At 40.4% G+C, this 16,943-nt stretch carries 18 protein-coding genes and 1 tRNA gene; 1 reads left to right on the forward strand and 18 read right to left on the reverse strand.

The genetic code is table 11. The features are described 5' to 3' along the window. Positions 1–18: 18 nt before the first annotated feature. The 18 genes from HW098_RS00445 to HW098_RS00525 form a co-directional block, all read right to left on the reverse strand. Positions 19–399: a RidA family protein gene (locus HW098_RS00445; RefSeq protein WP_001140420.1), complete on the reverse strand. Its 381-nt coding sequence runs from the start codon at positions 397–399 to the stop codon at positions 19–21. A 10-nt stretch (positions 400–409) separates the two neighbouring features. Continuing rightward, a complete protein-coding gene (gene yihA / locus HW098_RS00450; protein WP_000422410.1) occupies positions 410–997 on the reverse strand; it encodes a ribosome biogenesis GTP-binding protein YihA/YsxC in 588 nt (195 codons plus the stop codon). An 8-nt stretch (positions 998–1,005) separates the two neighbouring features. Then, a complete protein-coding gene (gene clpX, locus HW098_RS00455) occupies positions 1,006–2,238 on the reverse strand; it encodes an ATP-dependent Clp protease ATP-binding subunit ClpX (RefSeq protein ID WP_176138941.1) in 1,233 nt (410 codons plus the stop codon). Positions 2,239–2,274: 36 nt separating this feature from the next. Further along, entirely contained in the window at positions 2,275–2,445 is a 171-nt protein-coding gene (locus HW098_RS00460) for a hypothetical protein (protein WP_000442277.1), read from the reverse strand. After that, positions 2,445–2,951 carry a dihydrofolate reductase gene (locus tag HW098_RS00465; protein WP_024475379.1) on the reverse strand — a complete coding sequence of 169 codons (507 nt, stop codon included), beginning with the start codon at positions 2,949–2,951 and terminating at the stop codon, positions 2,445–2,447. Before HW098_RS00465 ends, HW098_RS00460 begins: the two co-directional genes overlap by 1 nt. Before the next feature lie 129 nt (positions 2,952–3,080). Then, a complete protein-coding gene (locus HW098_RS00470; RefSeq protein WP_176138942.1) occupies positions 3,081–3,599 on the reverse strand; it encodes a Dps family protein in 519 nt (172 codons plus the stop codon). Between the two features lie 498 nt (positions 3,600–4,097). After that, positions 4,098–5,588 (reverse strand): choline binding-anchored murein hydrolase LytC, encoded by a 1,491-nt coding sequence (gene lytC, locus HW098_RS00475; RefSeq protein WP_137996073.1) that lies wholly within the window; start codon positions 5,586–5,588, stop codon positions 4,098–4,100. A 37-nt stretch (positions 5,589–5,625) separates the two neighbouring features. Beyond that, positions 5,626–6,384: a triose-phosphate isomerase gene (tpiA, locus tag HW098_RS00480; RefSeq protein WP_000087893.1), complete on the reverse strand. Its 759-nt coding sequence runs from the start codon at positions 6,382–6,384 to the stop codon at positions 5,626–5,628. Between the two features lie 97 nt (positions 6,385–6,481). Then, positions 6,482–7,159 (reverse strand): DnaD domain-containing protein, encoded by a 678-nt coding sequence (locus HW098_RS00485; protein ID WP_176138943.1) that lies wholly within the window; start codon positions 7,157–7,159, stop codon positions 6,482–6,484. 8 nt (positions 7,160–7,167) lie between these two features. Next, positions 7,168–8,112 carry a homoserine O-succinyltransferase gene (gene metA / locus HW098_RS00490; RefSeq protein ID WP_057487093.1) on the reverse strand — a complete coding sequence of 315 codons (945 nt, stop codon included), beginning with the start codon at positions 8,110–8,112 and terminating at the stop codon, positions 7,168–7,170. 65 nt (positions 8,113–8,177) lie between these two features. Further along, positions 8,178–8,303: a hypothetical protein gene (locus HW098_RS10690; protein WP_275690321.1), complete on the reverse strand. Its 126-nt coding sequence runs from the start codon at positions 8,301–8,303 to the stop codon at positions 8,178–8,180. Positions 8,304–8,447: 144 nt separating this feature from the next. Further along, positions 8,448–8,960 (reverse strand): adenine phosphoribosyltransferase, encoded by a 513-nt coding sequence (locus HW098_RS00495; RefSeq protein WP_001049318.1) that lies wholly within the window; start codon positions 8,958–8,960, stop codon positions 8,448–8,450. Between the two features lie 271 nt (positions 8,961–9,231). Beyond that, positions 9,232–10,362 (reverse strand): sn-glycerol-3-phosphate ABC transporter ATP-binding protein UgpC, encoded by a 1,131-nt coding sequence (gene ugpC, locus HW098_RS00500; protein WP_000229957.1) that lies wholly within the window; start codon positions 10,360–10,362, stop codon positions 9,232–9,234. Between the two features lie 281 nt (positions 10,363–10,643). After that, positions 10,644–10,729: transfer RNA gene (locus tag HW098_RS00505), tRNA-Leu, on the reverse strand. Positions 10,730–10,801: 72 nt separating this feature from the next. Further along, positions 10,802–11,386, reverse strand: coding sequence for a cysteine hydrolase family protein (locus HW098_RS00510; RefSeq protein WP_176138944.1), 585 nt, complete (start codon positions 11,384–11,386; stop codon positions 10,802–10,804). Next, a complete protein-coding gene (gene codY, locus HW098_RS00515) occupies positions 11,386–12,174 on the reverse strand; it encodes a GTP-sensing pleiotropic transcriptional regulator CodY (protein WP_000940732.1) in 789 nt (262 codons plus the stop codon). The genes HW098_RS00510 and codY overlap by 1 nt, the downstream gene beginning before the upstream one ends. 254 nt (positions 12,175–12,428) lie before the next feature. Beyond that, a complete protein-coding gene (locus tag HW098_RS00520) occupies positions 12,429–14,006 on the reverse strand; it encodes a DEAD/DEAH box helicase (protein ID WP_176138945.1) in 1,578 nt (525 codons plus the stop codon). Between the two features lie 197 nt (positions 14,007–14,203). Continuing rightward, positions 14,204–15,430 carry an OFA family MFS transporter gene (locus HW098_RS00525; protein WP_101514714.1) on the reverse strand — a complete coding sequence of 409 codons (1,227 nt, stop codon included), beginning with the start codon at positions 15,428–15,430 and terminating at the stop codon, positions 14,204–14,206. Positions 15,431–15,622: 192 nt separating this feature from the next. Between HW098_RS00525 and HW098_RS00530 the strand changes: the two genes are divergently transcribed. After that, on the forward strand, positions 15,623–16,939 hold the full coding sequence (locus tag HW098_RS00530; protein ID WP_000958960.1) for an FAD-containing oxidoreductase: 1,317 nt from the start codon (positions 15,623–15,625) through the stop codon (positions 16,937–16,939). Positions 16,940–16,943: the final 4 nt, after the last annotated feature.

A 16,943-nucleotide genomic window follows, 5' to 3' on the forward strand; every position in this document is an offset into this window, starting at 1 on the left:
CACCAAACTTCAACTAGCTTATCCAATCTCTGCGATGACTTCGATTTCGACTTTTACATCACGAGGAAGACGAGCTACCTCCACAGCTGAACGAGCTGGAAATTCCTCTTTAAAGGCCGTTTGGTAAACCTCATTAAAAGGAACGAAGTCGTTCATATCGCTCAAGAAGCAAGTTGTTTTAACAACATGGTCAAAGTCTGTTCCTGCTTCTGCCAAAATAGCACCAATGTTTTTCAAGACTTGTTCTGTCTGTTCTTGAATCGTTTCTCCAACGATTTCCCCAGTTTCAGGAGAGAGAGGAACTTGACCACTAGCAAACAAAAGGTTGCCAACGATTTTTCCTTGAACATATGGTCCGATAGCCTTTGGAGCTTTGTCTGTATGAATTGTTTTTGCCATTTTCTTTTCCTCACAATTTTTCTAAGATTGCATCCCAAGCCTCATCCATCCCTGCCTTGCTGACAGATGAAAAGAGAATGAAGTCGTCACTTGGGTCAAAGTTTAATTTTTTTTTGATTGCTGATTCGTGCTTGTTCCATTTACCACGAGGAATCTTGTCCGCCTTAGTCGCCACAATGATGACTGGAATCTCATAATACTTAAGAAATTCGTACATCTGTACATCATCTGCTGACGGGTCATGACGAAGGTCAACTAAACTGACTACCGCACGGAGATTTTCCCGAGTCGTTAGGTACTCCTCAATCATGCGCCCCCACTTTTCACGTTCCTTTTTGGAAACACGGGCATAACCATAACCAGGCACATCCACAAAGCGCATCTTGTCGTCGATATTAAAGAAGTTGAGCAGCTGAGTTTTACCAGGTTTCCCTGATGTTCGGGCTAGATTCTTACGATTCAGCATAGTATTGATAAAGCTAGACTTGCCAACATTTGAACGCCCTGCAAGAGCAATCTCTGGCAGTTCATCCTGCGGATAGTGGGACTTGTTAGCCGCACTGAGCAAGATTTCAGCATTGTGTATATTAAGTTCCATAGTCACCTCTAGGCTGTTTCTAGGATTGGTTTATCCGTTCCATCGACAGCTTCTTTAGTGATGCGGACCAATTTCACATTTTCCTGACTCGGTACTTCAAACATGACATCTAGCATGGTTTCTTCGATGATGGAGCGAAGACCACGCGCCCCTGTCTTCCGTTCAATGGCTTTATTGGCAATCTCTTGAAGAGCTTCGTCGTCAAATTCCAACTCAACATCATCATAAGATAACAAGGTTTGGTACTGTTTCACCAAAGCATTTCTTGGTTCCTTCAAGATACGAACCAAATCATCTACTGTCAACTGTTCAAGAGCTGCAAAGACTGGCAAGCGTCCAATCAATTCAGGGATAATACCAAATTTTTGAATATCTTCTGCGATGATTTCTTGCATGTAAGAGCTATTTTCATCGATAGCCTTATTATTTTGACCAAATCCGATGACTTTTTCACCCAGACGTTGTTTGACAATTTCTTCAATACCATCAAAAGCACCACCCACGATGAAGAGGATATTTTTGGTATCCACTTGAATCATCTCTTGTTGCGGATGTTTGCGTCCACCTTGAGGTGGTACGCTAGCAACAGTTCCCTCGATAATTTTGAGAAGGACTTGTTGCACCCCTTCACCAGAAACATCACGTGTGATAGACACGTTCTCGCTCTTCTTGGCAATCTTGTCAATTTCATCCACGTAGATAATCCCACGCTCTGCACGTTCAATATTAAAGTCAGCAGCCTGCAGGAGTTTGAGGAGGATATTTTCCACGTCCTCACCCACATAACCAGCCTCCGTCAGAGCTGTCGCATCTGCAATCGCAAAAGGTACATTCAAACTCTTAGCCAAGGTCTGAGCAAGGAAAGTTTTCCCCGAACCAGTTGGGCCAATCATCAAGATATTTGACTTCTGCAAATCCACATCTTCCGACTCTTCACGCGTATCGTGGAAATTGATACGTTTGTAGTGGTTGTAAACCGCCACTGCCAAAGCACGCTTGGCACGATCTTGACCGATTACATAGTGATTCAAGATATGGAGGAGTTCGATTGGTTTTGGAACTTCTGACAAGTCTGCCAAGACTTCCTCAGCCAACTCTTCCCGAATGATTTCCTGGGCCAACTCCACACATTCATTACAGATAAAGGCATTGTTGCCAGCGATTATTTTTTGTACTTCTTCTTGGCTTTTGCCACAAAATGAGCAATAAACCATCATATCATTTTTCCTAGTTGTAGGCATGATTTCCTTCCGTTCTATTCTATACTGTCATTCTATCTAAAATAAGGTCATGTAAAAGGCATGGACACTATTGACCAAATTGGTAAAGGCATTTAACCAGAGCAGGATAGAAAGCCCGTAACGCTTTTTACGAAAAGCCTGTGCTCCTGCCAGAAGGCAGATGAAACACAGAAAAGCCGTGAATAAACCAAATAAACTCCGTTCCATTAGACTTCCTTTCTCTTGCGGTATTGGATGGTAAAATCATAAGGATTTTTCTCATCTTTGGTATAGGATTTGCTTGAAACTGTCTCAAAAAGAGATAAGTCAAACTCCTCAGGAAAATAGGTATCTCCCTCCACCCGAGCATGAATGTGAGTCACAATCACTTCATCCAAATAGGACTCAAAAGCCTGAAAAATCTGCTTCCCACCGAGAATGTAGAGATTCTTTTCTTGAACCTGATACCAGTCCAAGACAGACTGGACATCGTGAAAAGTAGCAACCCCATCTATCTTTTCTTCTAGGTTACGTGTCAAAATCAAGGTCTCACGTTTTGGAAGCAAGCGACGCCCCATCCCATCAAAGGTCACGCGCCCCATCAAGATAGCATGATTCAGAGTTGTTTCCTTGAAATGTTGCAGTTCTGCTGGCAAATGCCAAGGCAGACGATTGTCCTTACCAATCACACCCTCTTCATCCTGGGCCCAAATAGCTACGATTTTCTTAGTCATGCTTCCATCCTTTTTACTGATAGTACTATTTTATCAAAAAACTCAAAAAAAGACTGGTTTGGAATAGCTTACAAAATAGAAAAAATCTGTAAGAAATTTCCTACAGATTTATCTATGTTGCCTTGTTTCTTACAAACCAGGTGCTTGTCCAAGTTCTGCTGCAAGCATCCAGATTGTTTTATCCGTTTCAGTTTTAGCATCTGCAAAGATACCGTTTGTCACATCGTCACCTTCTTCATCAGTGGCATCCAAACCTTTTTGGAAAAGTTCTGACAAGTAACGGTAGATAGCAAGAACACGTTCCAAGCTTTCTTCAACATTGCGGTATTCACCAGCTTCTTCTTCGATTTCACTGTTTTGAAGGAATTCTGTCAATGTAGAGAATGGGCTTCCACCAAGTGTGATCAAGCGTTCGCTGATTTCATCCAATTGACCGTCAAGAGCTTCCATATACTCATCCATTTTTGGATGCCATACAAGGAAACCACGACCACGCATATACCAGTGTACTTGATGAAGAGCAATATGCGCTACATACAAATCTGCAACAGCTTGATTCAAAACTTCCTTTGTTTTTGCCAATGCTACTGGCGCTGCTTTTGTTAATGTTGCGACATCTTTTGCTGCTTCTTTTTTCAATTCTACCATTTTATTTTACCTCGTTCATTATTTTTTGTAACCACTTCTTAATGATTACTACCTTAGTATACTACTAAGGAAAGACAATAGCAAGCCAAATGACCCACATGAGAAAAGTTGCAATAGACTGATAATTTAAGAATTCTTTAGAAGACGAAAAAGAGGTCTGGATGCTTATAGTCCATGGAAATCCATCAGCAAACTAGGAAGCCAAACCCAGCTTGACCAAAGCACAAGTTTTGAGGTCGCAGGTAGAACTGAGCACGCTGATGTGGTTTGAAGAAATTCCCCAAGACTATAATAGATTGAAATAAGATGGAGCCAAGTCGATTAGGAAAGACAAATGAATTTCTAAAAATATTTTAGCAACCGCAATGTCCTGGTCTATATTCAATCTACTATATAAGATTCATTTCCTAGCAAGATCTTGAATTTACTCGAGGATAAACTATCATAAAACAAAGAAAAAGAGGGTGCTAGTATCACATCCCTCTTTCAAATCATCGCTTAATACCAAACGCTGACATCTACGCGCCCTTGGATTCCTTTCATGTATTCAGAAGAGGTATACTGCCAACCTTTTTCTCCTGAATAATGAGGGTTTTCCCATTCTAAAGCATTGGTATAGGCCGCTACCCAGTTTACATGTTTTAAAATATCTGGGTGTTTTAAACGCGTCTGTAATAAACTACGATAGCTATAGACATACACATTTTGATAACCAGCCTGCTTCATCGTCTCCATGTACTTGTTAATAATCTTAACCCAAGTACCTGTATCACTCGGAGCACGCTTACTTTTATTTACATACTCCCAGTTCTCAACATCATAGTAGATAGGGTAAGACAAGTTCATATTGTATTTCTTCAGAAGTTCAATGGTCTGTTCAGCGTCATTCTCAGCATCGGTCTCATTTTCAGCATAGGTATAGAGATAGACACCATAAGGAATTCCCAGACGGTTTAACTCCTTAATGTTATGCGCCAATTCCTTGTCTTCTTTACCGCTATAACCTAGACGAACAATGACACCATCTACTTCATTTTCATCAATAACCTTTTTCCAATCATTGATACGACCATTGTGTTCACTAATATCAATAACTTTCTTAGCATGTTCGGTTCCTACTTGTTCTTCTCTATTATTAAAGAAATAGCGTTTACCATCTTTGTGAACCCAGCCGACATTCAAATCTTTCTTTTCTTTGAGCTCACCAGAAGCCGCAAAGATATAGCGAGCACCATCCATAATCACTTCGTCAGTCGCCATGGCACCACTTCCAGTCAAATAGTAGTTGCCTTGCCACTCATTCCGAGCCATATAGCCCCACTTCTTGAAATAGTACCATTTGCCGCCCACTTTTTGCCACTCTTGGTTGGCATAAGTTCCATCGGATTTTAGATAAAAATAAGCAGAATAAGCCGGATCATAAAGCCATTCATTTTGCATCATGGCACCTTGACCATTCAAGAAATAACTTCCTTGCCATTGGCTTTTAGCCATGTAACCCCACTCCTTGAAGTAATACCACTTATTTCCAATCAATTGCCATTCTTGATGAGCATAAGCCCCATCTGACTTGAGATAAAACCAACTCTTGTAATTACTGTCATAGATCCACTCGTTTTGGGCCATATATCCACCTGATTTCAGGTAGTAATTTCCATGCCATTCATTCTGCGCGTAACGACCATCTGAATTAATATAAAACCAAGCCTTATAGTAGTTGTCAAAAATCCATTCACTTTGAGCTTTAGAACCATCAGCCTTTACATAATAATCTCCATCCCAGTGGGCAGAGACACTGTTTCTCTGTTCATTGCTACTAGTTGATGAAGTTCCTGTTGATAAACTAGATTTTTCTGAAACTGTGCTTCCACTTGTTTCATCTGCCGCAATTCCTGAAACTCTTGCGCCAAGTAAGCAAAGACTTGCTAGCCCTATACATACAAATTTTGTTTTCAATCTTTCCTCTCCTATAAAAAATGGAACAGGCACCTGAATGCTGTTCCACCTAGCTTTTGCTACTTACTGATTATTTTACAAAGTCAAGCAAAGCCAAGAAGCTTTCAGCTTCAAGTGACGCACCACCTACAAGGGCACCGTCAACGTCTGGGCAAGCCATGTATGAAGCAACGTTTTCAGGTTTAACAGAACCACCGTATTGAACACGAACTTTGTCCGCAACTTCTTGACCAAAGTCAGCAGCTACAACGTCACGAACAACTTTACACATTTTTTGTGCGTCGTCTTGTGAAGCTGATTTACCAGTACCGATAGCCCAGATTGGCTCATAAGCGATAACTGAGGCAGCAACTTGTTCAGCAGTCAATCCAGCCAATGCAGCAGATACTTGAGCACCTACGAATTCAGCAGCTTTACCAGCTTCGTAAGTTTCAAGTGACTCACCACAACAGATGATTGGAAGCATACCGTTTGCAAAGATTGCTTTTGCTTTTTTGTTGATATCTTCGTCAGTTTCATGGAAGTAGTCACGGCGTTCTGAGTGACCGATAACAACGTAGTCAGTACCGATTTCTTTCAAAACTTGTGGGCTTGTTTCACCAGTGAAGGCACCTGCATTTTCAAAGTAGCAGTTTTGAGCAGCAACTTTAAGGTTTGAACCTTTAGCAGCAGCAAGAACAGTTGTCAAATCAAGAGCTGGAGCAGCGATACCTGCTTCAACAAGATCTGATGAAGGAAGTTTTGATGCAACTGCTTCAACAAATGCTTTAGCTTCTTCTGGATTTTTGTTCATTTTCCAGTTACCAGCGATAAATGGTTTACGTGACATTTCACATACCTCTTTTTTCAATTTATTTTCTATTTATTTTATCACAATTAGACACAGCTTGCAAATCTTACTCGGATTTCAAGCCTGCTTGCATGGATTAATCCTTCCAGAGATCCATAGCATTTCTGAAATCTGCAGATACCTGTGTCAACTGAGGATTGCTTGCTTCTCTTTCTGCCCGCTTAGCCTCGATTTGAGCCACACTTTTGATACCTTCATGGCGCCAGTTTCTCAAAATCGCCTGAATGTACTTCCAGTTTGCTTTTCCATTTAAAACAGCTTCACGAAGAGCCTCCTTAATCAAGTCAGCACTGGTCCCATCTTCCTTTAGTGTCTTGGTCAAATCCTCAATCTCAAAAGGTGTCAACAAGCGTCCCAACTCCTGCTGGAAGGTTTCCACCAAATCCTTAAGCTGATTCTGAGGTGTCAACTGGTCTGAACTCGAAGCACTAGCTCCAAGCAAGTCATCCAAACGTTCCAAAGCCAAACTAGCATCAAAAAGCAATTCGATTTCGCCATTTAATTCGATAGTACGGTACTGAAGCAGTCCCCTCTCCGTCAGATTGGAAATGGACTGGTTGACATCTGAAATTTCCTTGCCAATCCTTTCAGCAATCTGGCTTGGTGACATTTCTTCTAAGCCTGTCGTATTTTGCAAATAGAAAAATTGCCAGACCAGAAAATCGTCGCTAGAAGGAAAGAGTTCCTTAAAATGCAAGAGCAGGGTACTCGGTAAAACCAAGTTCCCTGATTTAAAAGCGTCTAAATATGTCATAATTCCTCTTATAAATACCCAAATGCAGATGCATCATCTTCTATTTTTCTCCAGTCAAAAGGAGTTTCCTGATAGACCGCATAGTTCACCCAGTTACTGAAAAAGAGGGCTGCCGATGAAGACCAACAAAGACAAGGCGTCTGATTAACATCATCATCCTTAAAATAATTTTCTGGAATATGAGGATCTAAACCTGCATCACAATCTCTGAAATACTCTTTTGCCAAGGTATCACGGTCATATTCCAAATGCCCAAAACTATAAATTTCTCGCAAATCACGACTGGCCAAAATCGAAACCCCAACCTGAGGTCCCTCTGATAAAATCTCGAGATTGGTCTTATTCAGAATCTCTTCCTTAGAAATCTCCGTATGCCGAGAATGAGGAGCTACGTAGCTATCGTCAAAGCCTCTAAAAAGAAGATGACCTTCCTTTAAGGTGTCCTGAGGATAGATACCCGATAACTTACTGTTCATCTGGTATTTTTCCACTCCATAGCGCAGATAAAGCCCAGCCTGAGCACCCCAACAGATATGAAGGGTCGAATAGACATGGGTCTTGGACCACTCAAGCACCTGGCTAAATTCTTCCCAATAATCCACTTCCTCAAATGGTAAATGCTCAACTGGAGCACCCGTGATAATCATCCCATCAAAATACTCATCCTTGACTTCAGGAAAGGTTTTATAAAAGGTCTCCATGTGCTCTGAACGAGTTGTTTTAGATCGATGACTTTCCATATAGAGAAAATCAATATCCAGTTGCAAGGGTGTATTAGCCAAATGGCGCAACAACTGGGTTTCTGTGACCATTTTCTGTGGCATGAGATTTAAAATTAAAATCTTCAAAGGGCGAATATCTTGGTGGGCAGCACGTTGATCATCCATGACAAAGATATTCTCTGTCCGCAAAATCTCAACAGCTGGCAATTTTTTATCAATTCGAATCGGCATAACCCTCTCCTAACTGTATTCTTTCAGGAATCATTGCATATGTTTGAAACTCTTCGAAAATCTCTTCAAACCGCGTCAACGTTGCCTTGCCGTACGTATATGTTACTGACTTCGTCAGTTTTATCTGCAACCTCAAAGCTGTACTTTGAGCAGCTTACGGCTAGTTTCCTAGTTTGCTCTTTGATTTTCATTGAGTATGAAACTAAATCTCAAACACTTGTTCCTTTTATTATACTGTAAGAAGATATAGTTTTCAATTATAGTTTTTCTCTAACTAGCTATAGTCTATTTTTATATCCTAATGTAGAGAAAACAGCCCTAGGGACTGTTTTTCATTAATAATGCATCAAAACTTTGTAATCGTAGTCTCCGATTTTTTCACGGCCGTTCAATTCATCCAATTCAACAAGGAAGGCACAACCTGCTACAACACCACCAAGTTTTTCAATCATCTCGATGGTTGCCTTAACAGTTCCACCTGTTGCCAAGAGGTCATCTACAATAAGAACACGTTGACCTGGCTTGATGGCATCCGCATGCATAGTCAAGGTATCAACACCGTACTCTTTTTCATAGTCAGCAGAAATGACTTCGCGTGGCAATTTTCCTGGCTTACGAACAGGCGCAAAACCAATTCCCAACTCAAAGGCAACTGGACAGCCCACGATAAAACCACGAGCCTCAGGTCCCACGATCATGTCGATTTTCTTGTCAGTAGCATACTGAACAATTTCACGAACAGCGTAGCTATAAGCATTCCCATCAGCCATCAAAGGACTAATATCACGGAAGGTAATCCCTTCCTTTGGATAATTTTCAATTGTTGCAATGTAATCTTTTAAATTCATCTTTTTCTTTCTTTCAAAGTTTTTACTCTCTATTATACCATATTTTCTAGTAAAGAAGAAAGAGAAAACCGTATTTCATCTGCTAGTCACCCTATAAGCCAAATAAGATGATCATTTTTATCTCAGGGACATCACAAGATAGATGCATAATATGACTTCCCTAGCAAAAAGGAGAGAAGCATTTTGTTTCTCTCCCTAGATTAACTGATATCTCTCCACTACAATTGATAAAGAGATATCTTTTCTTGTAGTGCTTTGAATTTTATTTATTTTAATAGACTGTTTTTTCAGTTTCTACATCAAAGAAGTGTGCTTTGTTCAAGTCAAATCCAAGCTCAACTGTTGCACCTGTCTGCAAGTAGTCACGAGCATCAACTTTAGCAACAAATTCGTCTTTACCAACTTGGCAGTATAGGTGAGATTCTGAACCAAGCAGTTCTGATACAGAGATAGTCGCTTTTACAACACAGTCTGGGAATGTTTCAAGGAAAGCAGGTTCTGCATTCACGTCTTCTGGACGGATACCGAAGATCAATTCTTTACCTTCGTAGCCTTTTTCGCGAAGAACTTTCAATGCTCCTTCTGGAACTTTCAAACGGAAACCGTCTGAAATAATTTCGCTTCCAACCAATTTCACGTTGATGAAGTTCATAGCTGGGCTTCCGATGAATCCTGCAACGAATTTGTTCACTGGATTTTTGTAAACTTCTTGAGGAGTACCGATTTGTTCTACACGTCCGATAGTACCTGTACCAGCAGGGTTCTTAGTTGCTGACATGATAACGATACGGTCTGCAAGTGTCATCGCTTCTGTTTGGTCGTGAGTTACGTAGATAGTTGTAGCTCCGATACGACGGTGGATTTTCGCAATTTCAGCACGCATTGATACACGAAGTTTAGCATCCAAGTTTGACAAAGGTTCGTCCATCAAGAATACTTTTGCATCACGGACGATCGCACGACCCATGGCAACACGTTGACGTTGACCACCTGAAAGGTCAGCTGGTTTACGTTCCAAAAATTCTTTCAATCCAAGAATTTCAGCTGCTTCTTGCACACGTTTATCGATATCTTCCTTGCTGTATTTACGCAATTTCAAACCGAAAGCCATGTTATCGTAAACAGTCATGTGTGGGTAAAGAGCGTAGTTTTGGAATACCATGGCGATGTCGCGGTCTTTTGGAGCTACGTCGTTGACAACCACGCCATCAATAGATGCAGTACCTTCTGTGATGTCTTCAAGACCAGCAATCATACGAAGTGTAGTTGATTTACCACATCCTGAAGGTCCTACGAAAACGATAAATTCTTTATCTTTGATGTTCAAGTTGAAATCTTCAACTGAATAGTGTTCGCTGTTTGGATATTTTTTGTAAATATTTTTAAGATTTAATTCTACCATGAGGTGAACTCCTTTTGTCTTTTGATAATTACATTATATATGAAAACGCTTTACATTTCTATGGCAAGGTGACCAAAAAAACAAAAAAGTTCTGTGCAACTTGCACAAAACTTTAGAGAATATCGGAGAATTTGAAGAAGATAATCTTTATTATTCTTCTATACAAAAGCAGAAACAAGGATTAGTTTTCCCATATTTTCGCTGATTCTCCACTACATTTGACTGGATTCTAATTTTTTAGAGAAATACAAAAGAGCTAGCCTAAGCTAACTCTTTTCCTATGCGGAGAGAGGGACTTGAACCCTCACGACCTAAAGCGGTCACAGGATCCTTAGTCCTGCGCGTCTGCCAATTCCGCCATCCCCGCGTCGATTACTTTACTAGTATATCAACTTTTGGGATCCTTGTCAACACTTTTTTTCAAAAATTTTCTATTTCATCAACCAAATTGCTCAGAAAGTTCATTTAGATTTTCATCTACTAACTTAGCTCCAAGTGTATTTTTGAAATGACCTAGGGCAAATTGGTGATTTTCAGGCCAGATGGAAGCAACAGCTGGTTGAACAATCTCGATATCATAACCTAGATTATAGGCATCGATAGCTGTATGCAGGACACAGATATCCGTCAAGACTCCTGTTAAGATAACTGTAGAAATTCGACGCTCTCTCAAACGGATATCCAGGTCAGTCCCTGAAAAAGCTGAGTAATGGCGTTTATCCATCCAAAAGACACGACTGTCTGAACCATACTCTTGATAAAAGGTCCCCAAGTCTCCGTATAAATTGCGTCCACTAGTCCCAATCAGATTATGAGGAGGAAATAGTTTACTTTCTGGATGAAAACAATCGTTTTCTTCGTGAGCATCAATGGTAAAGAAGATGTAATCACCGCGTTCAAAAGCTAATCGAGTCACCTTGCTAATGACTTCCGAAATAGCTTGAGCTGGAGCACCTGCTGTCAATTTACCACTGTCGGCAACAAAATCTTCTGTATAATCAATCGAAATCAAAGCTTTAGTCATTAGTAATCTCTTTTCTTCACTTCTTCAAAAATATCTGAAATCAAGACCTTAAGGTAGGTTCCCTTCATTCCAAGTGATCGACTTTCAATAATTCCCGCAGACTCAAGTTTACGAAGGGCATTGACAATCACAGAGCGGGTAATTCCGATACGGTCTGCAATTACAGACGCAGTTAACTGCCCTTCATTTCCATTTAACTCCCCTAAAATTGCTGAAACAGCACGGAGTTCGGAGTAAGAAAGGGTATTAACCGCCATGGTAACAGCAGTACGGCGACGGATATTTTTCTCATCTTCTTCACGCTGGAAGTTAAGAAGCTGAATCCCAACAACGGTACTGGCAATCTCAACCAAAATCAAATCTTCATCTTCGAATTTTTTATCATTACGCCAAATAATCAAAGAACCAAGGCGAATCCCCGATACATGAATCGGTGCAATGGTCGTCAAGCCATCTGGAAAATCATCTCTACTCTCAACAGGGAAAATACTCATATCATGCTCAACAGGCAAGTTTGCTTCTGTTTCGTAAATCATATTAGCCCCTTGAACGTAGTCATCTGGGAAAATCTTAGTTTGGAAGAATTGCTCTACGCGATCTGTATTTGTTTTATAACGCATAAAATAGCCAAGCAGACGTCCCTTACTATTGATAATGCAGGCATTGCAATGAATAATATCCGCTAACTGACGCGTAATAGCGTTGTAAGGAAGCTCATCCTGCAACTGCTCCTCTGAGCGCTTCAAAATTGATGTAATCTTTCTTGTTTTTTCTAATAAATGTGCCATTTTTCACCTCGAATTTAATCGCTATCATTATAACATAAAAACGTCTCTTTTTCAATAATTATCTGAAAATTCCTTATTGACTTGCAATTTTTAAAAACCAGAATATTTTTAATTAAATTTTCCCTTTTCTATTGACAAGTTGCCTGTTTTTGTGTATCATAACATTATAAAAAGATAATACAACAATTTTATTTATCTTTTTTCACATTCGGTCTCCTTATATAAAAAAGCGATTCATTTTGAATCGCTTTTTCTTATTTATCGCCCTTGTTACGAATAACAAAGCCTGTTTGCTTTTCACTTGAAGTATTGCGTGGTTTTTTATTGTCTTTATTACGGTAACGTCTGTCTTTATCAAAACGGTCATTGACACGACTTCCTTTTTTGAAATCATCACGGCGACCACCACGACGGTTGTCTCCACGGCGATTATCACGACGGTCATCTCCACGACGACCTCCCTTAGCTTTACCACCAAAGCCATTACCTGACGGTTTAAACGGTAGTGGTTTTTCACGCGCAATCTCCACTTCAGGAAGGCTATCTGGGTCTTGGACTGTCAGACTCAAAATATACATTGCCAATTCTTCTGGAGTAAATTCGGCAGCTAACTTACGAGCATCCTTACCAAATTTCTCAAAGTTGGCACGGATAGTCTCATCTGCAAAATCACGTTCAATTTTCTTGAGAGCTACGTGTTTTTTTGCTTGGAAGGCTTCTTCTGCACTTGCAGGTTTGAGACCTTTCATGCGTTTCTTAGTCAAGTTTTCAATGATTTGGAGGTAGCCCATTTCGTTTGGAGCAACAAAAGTAATAGACTGACCTGACTTACCAGCACGACCTGTACGACCGATACGGTGAACATAACTTTCAGGATCTTGTGGAATATCGTAGTTATAGACATGGGTCACACCTGAAATATCCAAGCCACGCGCTGCAACGTCCGTCGCAACTAGAACATCCAGATTACCGTTTTTAAAATCACGAAGGACACGAAGACGTTTGTTTTGGTCTAGGTCGCCATGAATTCCTTCTGCACGGAAGCCACGAATTTTCAAACCACGAGTCAATTCATCTACACGGCGTTTTGTACGACCAAATACGATAGCAAGCTCAGGCTGTTCCACATCCATAAGACGAGTCATAGTATCAAATTTTTCTTGTTCCTTAACACGGATATAGTATTGGTCAACCAATTCTGTTGTCAATTCCTTAGCCGCAATCTTGACATGCTCAGGTTCTTTCATAAACTGAACACCGATACGTTTGATAGCATCTGGCATAGTTGCTGAGAAAAGTAAGGTTTGACGGTTTTCAGGGACACGGGAGATGATAGCTTCGATATCTTCAAGGAAGCCCATGTTGAGCATTTCATCGGCTTCGTCAAGGATAAGAGTTTCAATATCTTGTAATTTCAAGGCCTTGCGTTTAATCAAGTCCAAGAGGCGACCTGGAGTTCCCACCACGATATGGGCACCAGATTTAAGAGCCTTAATCTGTTTTTCAATGCTTGATCCGCCATATACTGAGCGTACTTTGACTCCCTTACTACGACCAAATCGGAAGAGTTCTTCTTGACTTTGCACAGCTAATTCACGAGTTGGAGCGATAACCAAAGCTTGGATGGTCGCTTCTTCTGTACGGATTTTTTCAAGGGTTGGCAAGCCAAAGGCTGCAGTTTTTCCTGTACCAGTCTGAGCTTGACCGATAACGTCCTTGCTTTCAAGGGCCAAGGGAATAGTTTGTTCTTGGATCGGACTGGCTTCTACAAAACCAGCTTTTTCAATCTCTGCTAGCAAATCAGCAGACAAGTTTAATTCATTAAATTTCACGTTATTCTTCTTTCTAAAGGTGGTGCGAAGCCACCCTATAGGGCTTAGTTTATACTTTTCTTTTTATGACGTATTTTCATATACTGGATACAAAATCGTGTTGCTTCTTTTCCACAAAAGAAAAGTACTGTTTTCTTTGCAACTTATCTAGTATAACACAAGACCAGAGCAAAAGATAGCCCAATTTCTCTAGAAAATCATGTAAGCGGTTTTTGGCTTTCCTTTTTGATTGAACGACCTAAATAATAAGACAAAGCCAAGGCAATACTATATAAAATGATAAAAACGAACAAGGTTTGTGTGTAAGAATGAGCCATTTTATAAGTCTCTGCTAATAAAATAGGTCCTGCTAAACCAGCCATTGCCCAAGCTGTTAAAATATAACCATGCAGAGCGGCCAATTCCTTTGTTCCAAAAATATCACTGAGATAAGCTGGAATCAATGAAAAACCAGCTCCATAGCAAGTCATCAAAATAGACATAGCGACTACAAATAAAACGGAATCTGTAAAGAGCCAAAGTGAGAGAGAAAAGAAAAGATTGACAAGCAGTAATATACTAAAGGTTAGGGGGCGACCGATATAGTCAGATAAGCTCGCCCAGAGCAAGCGACCAAACCCATTGAAAATCCCCAAAACGCCCACCATTACTGCTGCATGACTTGTAGACAAGCCAGCCATCTCCTGTGCCATTGGCGATGCCGCTGAAATTAAGCCTAAACCACAAGCTATATTGATAAAGAAAATAATCCAGAGTATATAAAACCGATTGCTTTTCAGGGCCTGATTTGCAGCCATTCCTTGCGTCAAAGAGGCTATTTTTTCTTTCCCTGAAACAGATAAAATTGCAAGCTCTTGCTCATTTGGACGCTTAATGAATTGTGAAGCTAGGAGCATGATAATAAAGTAACTTGCACCTAAAATATAAAAAGTTTCTACAAGCCCTACCCCTGCGATGAGATGTTGCGCTATGGGACTAGTCAATAAAGAAGCAAAACCAAACCCCATAATCGCTAAACCTGTTGCGAGACCACGTTTATCAGGAAACCATTTTATAATCGTTGACACAGGAGTAATATAGCCGGCTCCCAAACCAAGCCCACCTAAAATACCATAAGCGAGATACAACAACCACAGTTCCTGACGGTCTATTGCAAATCCTGTTAAGATATTTCCACCTGCGTATAGAAAGGCAGATAGACTCCCCATGACTCTCGGACCAAATTTTTCTACCAAACGCCCCATAAATGCAGCCGATAAGCCCAAACAAAAGATTGCTAGACTAAAGGCAAAGGCAACAGAAGCCTGATCCCATCCCGTTTTTTCAATAATAGGGTTGCGATAAACACTCCAAGCATAAGTCGAACCCAGCATTAAGTGTAAAATGACCCCAGCAAAGGCAATAATATAACGATTCGATTTCATAAAACCTCCTATTTTCGAACATTTATTCTATCTTATATAAAAATAGATAGGATTTTAGTTTATCAAGCTTGTCAAAAAATTACTAGTTTTTTGTCTGGAAAGCGTTTTTATCTTTTTCTGTCTTTTTCGTAGCAGAATTGTGCAAAAGTTTTTTTCTTGTGCTAGAATGAAATTCGAATAGGAGGAAGATAAATGTTAACTTATGATTTAATCGTTATCGGATTTGGTAAAGCTGGTAAAACACTAGCAGGTAAATTGGCTTCAGCTGGCAAAAAAGTTGCCCTCGTTGAACGTAGCAAAGCTATGTACGGTGGAACTTGTATCAACATCGGTTGTATCCCAACTAAAACCTTGCTAGTTGCTGCTGAGAAGGGCTTGTCTTTTGAAGAAGTCATTGCTACCAAAAACACTATCACTGGTCGCCTTAACGGTAAAAACTATGCTACTGTTGCTGGTACAGGCGTAGATATCTTTGATGCGGAAGCTCACTTCCTTTCAAATAAAGTCATCGAAATCCAAGCTGGTGATGAAAAGAAAGAACTGACTGCTGAAACAATCGTCATCAACACTGGTGCTGTTTCAAACGTCTTGCCAATCCCTGGACTTGCTACAAGCAAGAATGTCTTTGACTCAACAGGTATCCAAAACTTGGACAAATTGCCTGAAAAACTTGGAGTCCTTGGAGGTGGAAATATCGGTCTTGAATTTGCTGGCCTTTACAACAAACTTGGAAGTAAGGTCACAGTCCTAGATGCCTTGGATACTTTCCTTCCTCGTGCAGAACCTTCCATCGCAGCTCTTGCTAAACAATACATGGAAGAAGATGGCATTGAATTGCTTCAAAATATCCATACTACTGAAATCAAAAATGACGGTGACCAAGTCCTTGTCGTGACTGAAAACGAAACTTACCGTTTCGATGCCCTTCTCTATGCAACTGGACGCAAACCAAATGTAGAACCACTTCAACTTGAAAATACAGATATTGAACTAACTGAACGTGGTGCTATTAAAGTAGACAAACACTGTCAAACAAACGTTCCTGGTGTCTTTGCAGTGGGAGATGTCAACGGTGGACTTCAATTTACTTACATTTCACTTGATGACTTCCGTGTTGTTTACAGCTACCTTGCTGGAGATGGCAGCTACACACTTGAAGACCGTCTCAATGTACCAAATACTATGTTCATCACACCTGCCCTTTCACAAGTTGGTTTGACTGAAAGCCAAGCAGCTGATTTGAAACTTCCATACGCTGTGAAGGAAATCCCTGTTGCAGCAATGCCTCGTGGTCACGTAAATGGAGACCTTCGCGGTGCCTTCAAAGCTGTTGTCAATACTGAAACAAAAGAAATTCTTGGAGCAAGCATCTTCTCAGAAGGTTCTCAAGAAATCATCAACATCATCACTGTTGCTATGGACAACAAGATTCCTTACACTTACTTCACAAAACAAATCTTCACTCACCCAACCTTGGCTGAGAACTTGAATGACTTGTTTGCGATTTAAGTTG

This window comes from Streptococcus sp. 1453 (assembly GCF_013276955.1).
Taxonomy (GTDB): Bacteria; Bacillota; Bacilli; order Lactobacillales; family Streptococcaceae; genus Streptococcus.